Origin of the sequence: Streptomyces sp. NPDC057287, from assembly GCF_042667905.1 — a bacterium.
Taxonomy (GTDB): Bacteria; Actinomycetota; Actinomycetes; order Streptomycetales; family Streptomycetaceae; genus Streptomyces.
This window is the reverse complement of sequence record NZ_JBHUYV010000005.1, coordinates 194,057-207,178: the sequence shown is the minus strand read 5'-3', so window position 1 is coordinate 207,178 and position 13,122 is coordinate 194,057. Positions and strand designations below refer to the sequence as shown.

Sequence of the window (13,122 nt, the reverse complement as noted above, 5' to 3'; positions counted from 1 at the left end):
ATGGCGAACGAAGACAGGCTCCGGGACTATCTGCGCCGGACCACCAACGACCTGCTCCGCACCCGGGCAGAGCTCGAACGGGCCGAGCAGGCCGCGCACGAGCCCCTGGCCATCGTCAGCATGGCGTGCCGCTACCCGGGCGGTGTCACCTCACCTGAGGACCTCTGGCGGCTGGTCGCGGACCGGACCGACGCGATCACCCCGTTCCCGGAGGACCGCGGCTGGCCGCTGCACCGGCTCGTCGACCCGGACCCGGCCAAGGAGGGCACCAGTTACGCGGGCGAGGGCGGATTCCTGCACGACGCCGCCGATTTCGACGCCGGGCTCTTCGGGATCAGCCCCCGAGAGGCGCTCGCCATCGACCCGCAGCAGCGACTGCTCCTGCGGGCCTCGTGGGAGCTGTTCGAGCGGGCCGGGCTCGACCCGTTGTCCCTGTCCGGGGAGTCCATCGGAGTCTTCGCCGGAGTGATGTACGACGACTACGGCTCCCGCCACACCACCGCACCGGAGGGCTTCGAGGGGTTCATCGGCACCGGCAGCGCCGGGTCCATCGCCTCGGGACGGATCGCCTACACCTTCGGCCTCGAAGGACCCGCCGTCACCGTCGACACGGCCTGCTCGTCCTCGCTGGTGGCCCTGCACTACGCGGCCCAGGCCGTACGCAGGGGCGACTGCAGGATGGCCGTCGCGGGCGGCGCCACGGTGATGGCCACTCCGTCCACGTTCGTCGAGTTCAGCCGCCAGCGCGGACTCTCGCCGGACGGCCGGTGCAAGGCGTACGCCGCCTCGGCCGACGGCACCGGCTGGGCCGAGGGGGTCGGCCTCGTCCTCATCGAGCGCCTCTCCGACGCCCAGGAGGCCGGGCACCGGGTGGTCGCCGTGCTGCGCGGCAGCGCCGTCAATTCCGACGGGGCCAGCACCCAGCTCTCCGCACCCAACGGGCCGGCGCAGCAACGTGTCATACGCGCCGCCCTCAAGGACGCCGGGATCGGCCCCGGGGACGTGGACGTCATCGAGGGTCACGGCACCGGCACCGGGCTCGGCGACCCCATCGAGGCCGGTGCGCTCATCGCGACGTACGGCAGCGCCCGTACGGCGGACAGCCCTGTCTGGCTCGGCTCGCTGAAGTCCAACATCGGCCATACGCAGGCCGCCGCCGGGATCGGCGGTGTGATCAAGATGGCGCTGGCCATCGAGCACGGCGTGCTGCCGGCCAGCCTGCACATCGACGAGCCGTCGCCCCACGTCGACTGGTCGGACGGCGGGCTCTCGCTGCTCACCGAGGAACGCGTATGGCCGGAGGCGGACCGGCCCCGCCGCGCCGCTGTCTCCTCCTTCGGCATCAGCGGCACCAACGCCCACGCCATCATCGAAGCACCGCCGGCCACCCCCGCCCTCGACGAAGCACCGCCGGCCGCCCCCGCCCTCGACGAAGCCCCCGGGCCGGGTCCCAGCGGTGAGGCGGACCAGGTACCGACGGCCTGGCTGCTGTCCGGCCGGACCGCCGCCGCTCTCGACACCCAGATCGAGAGGCTCCGCACGCATCTCGCCGGCCATCCCGAACTCTCCCCGGGCGACGTCGCCCACACCCTGCGCACCGGTCGTGCCGCCCTGCCGCACCGGGCGGTCGTCGTCGGTACCGGGCGCACCGCCCTCGACCGTGAACTGGCCTCGGCGGCGGAGCGGCTCCCCTCCCCGGGCACCGCGTTCGGAGTGGCCGAGGGCGCAGGGCGTCCTGTCTTCGTCTTTCCCGGACAGGGGTCGCAGTGGGCCGGAATGGCCCGGGAACTCCTCGCCGGCTCGCAGGCGTTCCGGGACGAGATGCACCGCTGCGCCCGCGCGCTGGCCCCGCACGTCGACTGGGACCTCATCGACGTCGTGTCGAGCGACGACGACAGCGCGCTCGCCCGGGTCGACATCGTCCAGCCCGCGCTGTTCGCCGTGATGGTGTCGCTCGCCGCGGCCTGGCGCTCCCTCGGTGTCGAACCCGCCGGTGTCGTCGGCCACTCACAGGGAGAGATCGCCGCCGCCCACGTCGCGGGCGCCCTCACCCTCGACGACGCGGCGGCCCTCGTCGCAGGGCGGAGCAAGGCCCTGCTCGATCTGGCCGGGCAGGGTGCCATGGCCTCGGTCGAGCTGCCCTCCGCCGACGTACGGGCCCGCTTCCCCGACGCCGACCGGATCGCAGTCGCGGCCGTCAACGGCCCCAGGGCCACGGTGGTCTCGGGCGCGGCCGACGCGGTGGCCGAGTTCGTCGAGGCCTGCCGGCGGGACGGGATCCGCGCCCGAGCGATCGCCGTCGACTACGCCTCGCACTCCCCGGCGGTCGAGGCACTGCGCGGCCCCCTGCTGGACCGCTTCGCCGACCTGCGGCCGCTGTCCTCCTCCGTACCCTTCCACTCCACCGTCACCACCGCCGAGACGGACACCACCGAGCTGGACGCGGCCTATTGGTACCGCAACCTGAGAGAGCCGGTACGGCTCGCCGACACCGTGGGCGCCCTCGCCGAGGCGGGCCACACCCTGTTCGTCGAGATCAGTCCGCACCCGGTCCTCACCAGCGCCCTTCGCGACACGTTCGAGTCCCGCGGGCTCCCCGCGCATGCCACACCCACCCTGAGCAGGGACCACGGCTCGCTGGGCGCTCTGCTCGTCTCCGCCGGTGATCTGTACGCCCACGGAGGCCGGGTCGACTGGCAGTCAGCCACCCCGGGCCGCACCGTCGACCTGCCCACCTACGCCTTCCAGGAGCGGCGCTTCTGGCTCGACACCCACCACGGCGGCGGTGTCCTCGCACCGCCCGCGGCAGCGGGGCCGCACCCGCTGATCAGCGAGGTGCTGGAGCGCGCCGACGGCGGCGGGGTGCTCTTCAGCGGCGCTGTACCGGCGGGCGAGAACGAGTGGACCGGCCAGCACCGGCTCGGCGAAAGGCTGCTGCTGCCCGGCAGCGCGCTCACCGGCCTCGCCCTGGCCGCCGGTTCCCGGCTCGGCCTCGACCATCTGGAGGAGATCACCCTCCTCGCCCCGGTCGGTGTCCCCGGCGGCGGGCCGCCGCTGGAGCTCCAGCTCACGGCGGACGCCGATCCGGACGGCGCCTCGTTCACCGTGCACACCCGGGCCCCGGACGACGCTGCGGACGGCTGGCGACTCCACGCGACCGGCCTGCTGCGCCGGACCCGGGACGAGCCCACCTCCGCACCGACCGTGATCCCACGCCCTGCCGGCGCCGCTCCACTGGACACCGACGCCGGTTACGCGGCGCTGGCCGGCCACGACGTGCACTACGGACCGCGGCTGCGCGCCGTCGGCGCCGCCTGGGCGGACGGTTCCGGACTGCACGCCGAGATCACGGGCCCCGCAGAGGCGGGCCGGGGCCCCGCCCTGCTCGACGGACTGGTGCAGGCCGTGCTGCTGAAACGGGTGCTCACCGAGGATCCGGACCGCGGCCCGGACACCGACGCACCTCCTGCCGTCGCGGTCCCCTTCAGCTGGAGCGGAGTCAGGCAGTACGGAGACCTTCCCGCACGACTCCACGTCCACGTCACGACGACGGCTCCCGAGGCCTATGCCCTCACCGCCACCGCCGAGGACGGCCGTACGGTCCTGACCGTCGCCGAACTGCGGCTGCGTACCCTCGAACCGGCCCGGGCGGCTCCCGGCGCCGGGCAGGGCGACGGCCGTACCTCCGCGCTGCGGCTCAGGCTCCCCGTCCGCGCTCCCGACGCGGCCGCGGCCGAAGTCCCCGGCGCGCCGGCCTCCCTGGACGCGGAGGACCGGGAGGAGCGGCTGCTCGTGACGGTGCGCCGCGCCGTCGCCGCCATCCTCGGCTACGACTCTCCCGAGGAGGTCCGGCCGGAACGCCCCTTCCGTGACCTCGGACTCGACTCCATGACCGCGGTGCGGCTGCGCGACCACCTCGGGACCGTGACCGGTCGCAAGCTGCCCGCCACCGTGGTCTTCGACCACCCCACGCCCCGCGCGCTCGCCGCCCACCTCGCCGAGTCCGCCCGTCCGCGAGCGGCCACAGGGCCCAGCCCGGTGCCCGTCACCCCGCACGACGACGACCCGGTGGTGATCGTCTCCATGGGCTGCCGGTACCCGGGCGGCATCAGCACCCCGGAACAGCTGTGGGAGCTGCTGGAGCGCGGTGGCGACGCCATCGGCCCCTTCCCCGAAGGGCGCGGCTGGGACCTGGACCACCTCTTCCACGACGACCCCGACCACCCGGGCACCTCCTACGCCCGGCAGGGCGGGTTCCTGCACGACGCGGCGGCGTTCGACGCGGAGTTCTTCGGGATGAACCCGCGTGAGGCGACGGCCGCCGACCCCCAGCAGAGGCTGCTGTTGGAGGCGTCCTGGGAGGTCTTCCAGCGCGCCGGGATCGACCCCCGGGCCCTGCGCGGCTCGCGGACCGGCGTCTACGTCGGCCTCATCTACACCGAGTACGGCGGCAGGGCCCAGGCCGACCCCGGGGAACACGGTGGATACCTCGGCACCGGGAGCGCGGGCAGCGTCGCCTCGGGCCGCATCTCCTACAGCTTCGGTCTCGAAGGCCCGGCCGTCACCGTGGACACCGCCTGCTCCTCCTCCCTGGTCGCCCTGCACCTCGCAGCGCAGGGGCTGCGCGCGGGCGAATGCGATCTCGCCCTCGTCGGGGGCGCCACGCTGATGGCCACCCCGTCGACGTTTGTCGAGTTCAGCCGGCAGCGCGGGCTGTCACCGGACGGCCGCTGCCGGGCGTTCGCCGACGAGGCCGACGGCACCGGCTTCAGCGAGGGTGTCGGGCTGCTCCTGGTGGAACGGCTCTCGGACGCCCGCCGCAACCAGCACCCGGTGCTCGCCGTCCTCAAGGGGTCCGCCACGAACCAGGACGGAGCGAGCAACGGGCTCACCGCTCCCAACGGCCCCGCGCAGGAACGCGTCATCCGGGCCGCTCTGGACAACGCGGGTCTGACACCCGCCGACGTCGACGCGGTCGAGGCCCACGGCACGGGAACCACCCTCGGCGACCCGGTCGAGGCCCATGCCCTGCTGGGGACCTACGGCGTCGACCGGGAAGGCCGGGCACCCCTGTACCTGGGCTCGCTGAAGTCCAACATCGGCCACACCCAGGCCGCCGCCGGGGTCGGCGGCATCATCAAGATGGTGCAGGCGCTGGCCCACCGGACGCTGCCGCGGACCCTCCACGCGGACACCCCCTCCCGGCACGTGGACTGGGGCCGGGGCGCGGTAGCCCTGCTCACAGAGAACACCCCCTGGCCGCAGGGCGGGCGGCCGAGGCGTTTCGGCGTCTCCGCGTTCGGGATGAGCGGCACCAACGCCCATGTCGTACTGGAGGAGCCGCCCGCAGTCGACCCCGCGCCGGCATCCGCGCCGCAGCGCCCGGCCGGTCCCACCGTGCTGGTCCTGTCCGCCGGATCGGCCCGATCACTCGCCGGGGAGGCCGACCGGCTGCACCATTACCTGCTCGCCCACCCGGAGACCGGCCTGGCCGACGTCGCTGCCGAACTCGTCCATGTCCGAAGCGAGTTCTCCCACCGGGCGGTCGTGGTGGCCGAAGACCCGCAGCAGGCCCTGGACGGGCTCCGGGCGGTCGCCGACGACAAGCCGTCGCCCTACGTCGTCACCGGATACGCCACCGAGTCCCGTACTCCGGTGTTCCTCTATCCGGGCCAGGGCGCCCAGTGGGACGGCATGGCCCGCGAACTCCTCGACAGCTCGGCTGTGTTCGCCGAGCGGATCGAGGAATGTGCCCGACTGCTCGACCCGCTGACGGGGTGGTCGCTCCTCGACGCCCTCCGCGAAGGGACCGGGCTGCACCGCGTCGACGTCGTCCAGCCCGTGCTGTGGGCCACCATGACCGCGCTGACCGCGGTCTGGGCGTCCTTCGGGGTACGCCCCGCCGCCGTCGTCGGACACTCCCAGGGCGAGATCGCCGCGGCCCTGGCCGCAGGCGCCCTGACCCCCAGCGAGTCGGCGGCCGTGGCGGCCCTGCGCAGCAGGGCGCTCACCGCGCTCGCCGGCACCGGTGCCATGCTCTCCGTCGCCGCGTCCGAGGACACGGCGCGGGCGGTGCTGCGGGAGACCGGTGCGGCGGTGGGCATCGCCGCCGTCAACGGTCCGGAATCGACCGTGGTCTCGGGCGGCACCGAGGCGGTGGCCCGGGCCAGGGCGGCGTTCGAGGACGCCGGAGTCCGCGTGCGGCTGATCGACGTCGACTACGCCTCGCACTCGGACCACGTGGAGGCGCTGGAGGAGGAACTGCGCGCCGTGCTGCCCGAACCGGAGCGGCTCGCCGCCCCCTCGGCGGACATCTTCTCCACCGTCACCGGCCGTCTCGTCGAACCGGGGGACCCGGCGTTCGGCACCCCGGGCTACTGGTACGACAACCTGCGCCGGACCGTACTGCTGGGCCCGGCGGTCCGGGCCGCCGTCGACTCCGGACACCGGGTGTTCATCGAGGTGAGTCCGCACCCGGTGGTCGGCACCGGCGTCCAGGACATCCTGGACACGGCCGGGACCGCTCGCACCGCGGTGCTCGGCACCCTGCGCAGGAACGAGGGCGGGCCGGGCCGTGTGCTGCGGTCGGTGGCCGAGGCCTGGGTGAACGGCGTCCGGATCGACTGGCGGAGGCACACCGGCGCACGCCGGGCCGGACTTCCGCCCCTTCCCCCCTATGCCTTCGACCGGCAGCGGTACTGGCTCGACGCCGCGCCCGCCGCCCCCGGCGGCACCGCGATCCCGGGCGCCAGGGAGGTCGGTCACCCGCTGCTCACCGGTGCCGTACGGGTCCCCGGCGGCGACGGCGTCCAGCTCTTCGGACAGCTCTCGCTCACCGCCCAGCCGTGGCTGGCCGACCACGCGGTGGACGGCACGGTCCTGGTGCCCGGCGCCGTGCTGGCCGAACTCGCCCGTTACGCCGGTGAACTCGCCGGATCGGCCCGCCTCGACGAACTCGTCCTCCAGCAGGCCCTGGTCCTCACCGGCGAACCGGTCGAGATCCTGCTGACGGCCGGAGCCGCCGAGGACGACGGACGGCGCTCTCTCGCCCTGCACGCCCGTGCCACGACCGACTCCGACGGTCCACTCGGTGCCCCCTGGACCACCCATGCGGTGGGCACCCTGGCCCCCGCGACGGGCGGCCACTCCGCCGGACCCTGGCCGCCGGCCGACGCGGAACCGCTCGACGTCAGCGGTCTGTACGAGGACCTCGCCCTCAAGGGGTACGGCTACGGCGCCGCCTTCCGGGGCGTCCGAGAGGCCTGGCGCTCCGCCTCCGGGAACGAGGTGTACGCGGAGGTGTCCACGGACACACCGCCCGAGCCCGGCTTCGCGGTCCACCCGACGGTCCTGGACGCTTCCCTGCACCTGGCCGCGCTCGCCGGGGTCTTCCCCGACGACGGCCAGGTCCGGCTGCCGTTCGTCTGGCGCGGTTACGAAAGCCTCGGCACCTTCCCGGCCGCCGTCCGCGTCAGAGTGACCCATGGAGGGACGGACGGTGTCTCCGTGACCCTGGCCGGCCCGCAGGGCGAACCGGTCGCCTCGATCGACGCGGTCACCTTCCGTACCACCGACCGCGATCCCGGCGAACTCCTCCACGAACTGCACTGGGAAGCGAGCGGAGTGGTGCTCCCCGCGGGCCCCGGTACCCAGGACTTCGCCCCCGCACCGCTCGTGAGGCAGGTGGGACCGGGCGGATCCGCAGGGTTCGCCCCGGTCCTCGAAGGGCTCGATCGTGGTGAGGACGTGCCGGACGCCCTCGTCATCGACCTGCCGGAACCGGAGCCCGGATCCGACGACGAAGCACATGCGCTCCGGGACGGCCTGCTGTCCGTGGCGCACACCCTGCGCGACGCCCTCGCCGAGCCGAGGCTCGCCACCGCAGCCCTCGTCGTACGGACCCGTGGTGCCGTCGGCGCGGTGCCCGGTGAACAGGCCGGCAGCCCGGTGGGCGCGGCACTGTGGGGCCTGGTCCGCAGCGTCCAGTCCGAGGAACCCGGCCGGGTCTTCCTGCTCGACCTGCCGGCCTCCGCCGTGGACGGGGCGGCCGAGCACGCCGCCATCGGACTGATCGCCTCGGGAGGTGCCGGCACCCCACCGCAACTCGCGCTCCGCGGGAGGGAACTGCTGGCACCGGCACTGCGCAGGAGGGTTACGGGTGCGCAGCCCCCGCGCACCGGGAACTGGCGGCTCACGACCGGTGGCAGCGGGGCCGTGGACGACCTGGTGCACACCGCCGTCCCCGAGGAACCGCTGGCGCCGCACGAGGTGCGCATCGCCGTCCGTGCCGCCGGGCTGAACTTCCGTGACGCGATGCTCGCGCTGGGGATGTACCCCGGTGACGCCGAACTCGGCACCGAAGGTGCGGGCGTGGTCCTGGCCGTCGGGGACTCCGTCACCGGGCTGCGGCCGGGTGATGCCGTCATGGGCCTGATCGCGGGAGGCATCGGCCCGGTCGCGGTGACCGATCACCGGCTGCTCACCCCGGTCCCGGAAGGAATCGGCTTCGCCCGGGCCGCCACGATTCCCGCCGTCTTCCTGACCGCCTACTACGCGATGCGGGACCTCGCCGACGCGCAGCCGGGGGAATGGCTGCTGATGCACTCCGCCGCGGGCGGGGTCGGCGGCGCCGCCATCCAGCTCGCCCGCCACTGGGGGATCGAGGTGTTCGGCACGGCGGGACCGGCGAAACGGGACGCCGTGCGGGCAGCGGGGCTGCCCGATGCCCACATCGCGAGTTCCCGGGACCTGTCGTTCGTGGATGCCGTCCGCGCGGCCACCGGCGGCCGGGGCGTGGACATCGTGCTCAACTCCCTCGCCGGCCCCTTCACCGATGCCTCTCTGGAACTGCTGGCCCCGGGCGGCCGGTTCGTCGAGATGGGCAAGACCGACATCCGTAACGTGTTCGCGATCCGGGCCAGGTACGGCGTCGGCTACCGGTCGTTCGACCTCATGGACGCGGGACCCGACCGGATCGGGGAGATCCTTGGCGAGCTGGCCGCGCTGTTCCGCTCCGGAGTCCTCACTCCGCTGCGGGTCACCTCCTGGGATACCGGCCGGGCGTCCAAGGCGCTGCGCCACCTCAGCCTCGCCCGGCACACCGGCAAGGTCGCACTGCGGCTGCCCCGGCCCTTCGATCCGGAGGGCACGGTGCTCGTCACCGGCGCGGCCGGGGGAGTCGGCCGTCTGGTCGCTCGCCATCTCGTCACCCGGCACGGTGTCCGGCATCTGCTGCTGGCCGGCCGCCGGGGTCCGGAGAGCGGGACCGTGCGCCGTCTGACGGCCGAACTCGCCGCCCTGGGGGCCGAGGTGACCGCGGTGGCCGTCGACGTGGCCGAGGAGGAGCAGGTGGCACGGCTGCTGCACGGCATCGACCCGTCCCGTCCGCTGACCGGCGTCTTCCACGCGGCCGGCGTCCTCGCCGATGCGACCCTCGGCTCGCTCGACGCGGCAGGCCTCGACGCCGTACTGCGTCCGAAGGCGGACGGTGCCCGGCACCTGGACCGGCTCACGCGCGATGCCGACCCGGCCGCCTTCGTGCTCTTCTCCTCCGCCGCGGGCATCGTCGGCAGCCCGGGACAGGGTGCCTACGCCGCGGCCAACGTCTACCTCGACGCGCTGGCCGCAGCACGGTCCGCCGCCGGGTACGCGGCCACCTCGGTGGCCTGGGGCCTGTGGCAGTCCGACAGCACCATGACCGGTGGTCTCTCCGACGCGGACCGGGCGAGGATGTCCCGGTCGGGGATGCTTCCGCTGCCCGCCGCGCAGAGCCTCGCCACGCTCGACGCGGCGCTGGAATCGGGTGATCCCGCCCTGGTCGCGGCCCGTCTGGACCTTGCACGGCTGGCCCGCGGCGCCGACCCGGCACCGCCGCCCCTGCGCTCCCTGATCGCGGACCTGGCCGCACCGGCCGTCGGGGGGACGCCGCGGGCCGGGGGCACCGCGGAGACCCTGGCGGACCGGTTGGCGGCGGCCGAGCCCGCCCGTCGGCGTGAACTGGTCTCCGCGACCGTCATCAGTCATGTCGAGACCGTGCTCGGGCGCAGTGGTGGCGACGGCTCCGGATACGACGGACGCAGCTTCAAGGAGCTCGGCTTCGACTCGCTGACCGCGGTGGAACTGCGCAACCGGCTGGGCCGCGCCACCGGGCTCCGCCTGGGCGCCACCCTCGTGTTCGACCACCCGACCCCGGACGCTCTCGTCAGCCATCTGCTCAACGAGCTCGTACCGGTGGGCGCCGGGCCCGACACCCCTGCCGGGCTCCCGGCGGACGCGGAGGAGCTGTTCCGGTTCATCGACTCCGAACTCCGATCCTGAAAGGCATCCGACCCCCATGGCGGACGAGAAGAAGCTCATCGAGTACCTGCGCTGGACCACCGGCGAACTGGCCAGGGTGAAGGCGGAGCTGGCACTGGCCACCGCAGGGGACGGCTCGGCGCGGCGGCCGGACGCGGTCGCCGTGGTCTCCGCCGCCTGCCGCTTCCCCGGCGGCATCCGCTCACCCGAGGACCTCTGGAAGACGGTGGCGGACGGCACCGACACCATAGGCCCGCCGCCCGGAGACCGCGGCTGGCCGGAAACAGCTGCCGCGTACACGGCGGCCGGAGGGTTCCTCGACGACGCCGCGGGATTCGACGCCGGATTCTTCGGCATAGGACCCAAGGAAGCCGCAGCGATGGACCCTCAGCACCGGCAGCTCCTGGAGATCGCCTGGGAGGCTCTGGAACGCGCCGGGATCGTCCCCGCCACGCTGCGCGGCAGCGCGACCGGTGTCTACGCGGGCGTCATCTACCAGGACTACGCGCCCCCGGCCGACGAGACCCCTCCCGGGTACGAGGGGTACTTCATGACCGGCAACGCGTCCAGCATCGCCTCCGGACGGCTCGCCTACACCCTCGGTCTCGAAGGACCCGCTCTGACCGTGGACACCGCCTGCTCCTCCTCGCTGGTCGCGCTGCACCTGGCGGCCGAGGCACTGCGCAGGGGCGAGTGCGACCTCGCGCTGGCCGGCGGGGTCACCGTGATGGCGACGCCTCGGGTCTTCACCGACTTCGCGGTGCAGGGCGGCCTCGCCGCCGACGGCCGGTGCAAGGCCTTCGCGAACGGAGCGGACGGTACGGGATTCGGCGAGGGCGCCGGACTCCTCGTCCTGGAGCGACTTGCCGACGCCGAACGGCGGGGCCATCCGGTGCTGGCGCTGCTCGCCGGGTCTGCCGTCAACTCCGACGGCGCCAGCAACGGCCTTACGGCGCCGAGCGGATCGGCCCAGGAGAAGGTGATCGCGGCGGCCCTGCGCAACGCCGGGCTGACCCCGGCGGACGTGGACCTGGTCGAGGCGCACGGCACGGGCACCGGGCTCGGCGACCCGATCGAGGCCGGCGCGGTGATCGGTGCCTACGGAGCGGACGACCGCCCGGCGCCGCTGCTGCTCGGTTCGGTCAAGTCCAACCTCGGACACACCCAGGCGGCGGCCGGGGTCGCCGGGGTGATCAAGGTGATCGAGGCGCTGCGGCACCGTGTGCTGCCCGCCACCCTGCACGTTGGCGAACCGTCTCCCCTGGTGGACTGGCCCGCCGACCGGGTGGCCGTCGCCACGGCCTCCCGATCCTGGCCGTCCAGGGACGGGAAGCCGCGCCGCGGCGGGGTGTCCTCCTTCGGCATCAGCGGCACCAACGCGCACCTGCTCGTCGAGGAATACGTCCCCGCCCCGGCCGGGCGGGCGGGCGCCGGGCCCGTCGCGTCCCGCGCGGACGACAGCACGACGGCCGACGGGTCGGACTCCGGGGCGTCCGGACCGCAGGCCGAATCCCGTGGCACGGACTCGGGGAACCTCCGGACGGCTGCGGGGGAGAGGCCCGCCGCCACGTCCGAGCCCTTGGCACCCGCCGTGATCTGGCCGGTCTCCGGGCGCTCCCCGCAGGCGGCGCGGGAGCAGGCAGGCCGACTGGCGACCCTGTTGCGTGAGCGGCCGGACACCGACCTGGCGGCGGTGGCCAGGACCCTGGCCACCGGCCGTACCGCGTTCCGCCACCGGGCCGTCGCGGTCGGCACCGTCACGGAGGAGCTGCTCCGCGAGCTGGACGCGCTCGCCGGCCCCTCCTCGTCCTTCACCGAGGCGCGGTCCGCGCCGGTCACGGCGTTCGTCTTCAGCGGTCAGGGCACCCAGCGCCCCGGAATGGGCGCCGGACTCCTACGGCACTTCCCTGTCTACGCCGATGCCTTCGCGGAGGCGTGCGCCGCCCTGGACCGGGCCCGCTCCGAGGCCCGCGCCGAGCACGCTCCGCCGCTGTCCGAGCTCGTCCTCGCGGTTTCCAGGACCCCGGAGGCGGAGCTGCTGGAACGCACCGAGTTCACCCAGCCCGCCCTGTTCGCCACCCAACTCGCCCTGACCAGGCTCGCCGGGTCCTTCGGCCTCCGGCCGGCCGCCGTACTGGGACACTCGGTCGGTGAGCTGACCGCTGCCCATGTAGCCGGGGCCCTGGGTCTCGAGGACGCGGCCCGGCTCGTGGTGGCACGCGGCAGGGCCATGCAATCCACCCCGCCGGGCGCCATGGTGTCGCTGAGAGCCCCCGAGGCCGAGGTGCGGGAGTCGCTGGCGCCCTACGGTGACCTGCTGGCCGTCGCGGCCGTCAACGGCCCCCGCTCGACAGTGGTGTCCGGCGATCCCGCAGCCGTCCGCGCACTCGCCGCCGCCTGGCGTGCCGAAGGGGCGCGGGTCAAGCCGCTGCGTACCGCCCACGCCTTCCACTCGCCGCGCATGGACGGAGCCCTGGCGGCGATCGACCGGGCCGCTTCGGCGCTGACCGTGGCCGAACCCGTGGTCCCGCTGATCTCCAATCTGACCGGCGGGCCGGTCGGCCGCGCCGAGCTCTCCGCCCCCGGACACTGGTCCGCGCAGGTCAGGGGGACGGTGCGGTTCCAGGAAGGGGTGGCAGCCCTCCGGGAGCTGGGTGCCGATGTCTTCATCGAGATCGGCCCGGACACGACGGTCACAGCGATGACCGCGGACTGCCTCGGCGGGGATCCGGCGGGTCCCGCCGTACTGCCCCTGATCCGCCGACCGGCAGCCGAAGCCGGCTCTGTGCTGCACGCAGCCGGTCAGGCCCACACCCGAGGAGTCGC

The 13,122-nt window shown here is 74.3% G+C and carries 1 protein-coding gene and 1 pseudogene; both read left to right on the top strand.

Annotated features, from left to right (window positions below; all coding sequences use genetic code 11):
* Positions 1-10,317 carry an SDR family NAD(P)-dependent oxidoreductase gene (locus ACFUNE_RS11740; RefSeq protein ID WP_383565293.1) on the top strand — a complete coding sequence of 3,439 codons (10,317 nt, stop codon included), beginning with the start codon at positions 1-3 and terminating at the stop codon, positions 10,315-10,317.
* Positions 10,253-13,111 (top strand): annotated as a pseudogene (locus ACFUNE_RS11735) (type I polyketide synthase); the annotation flags it as partial. The gene ACFUNE_RS11740 and the pseudogene ACFUNE_RS11735, both read left to right, overlap by 65 nt.
* Positions 13,112-13,122: the final 11 nt, after the last annotated feature.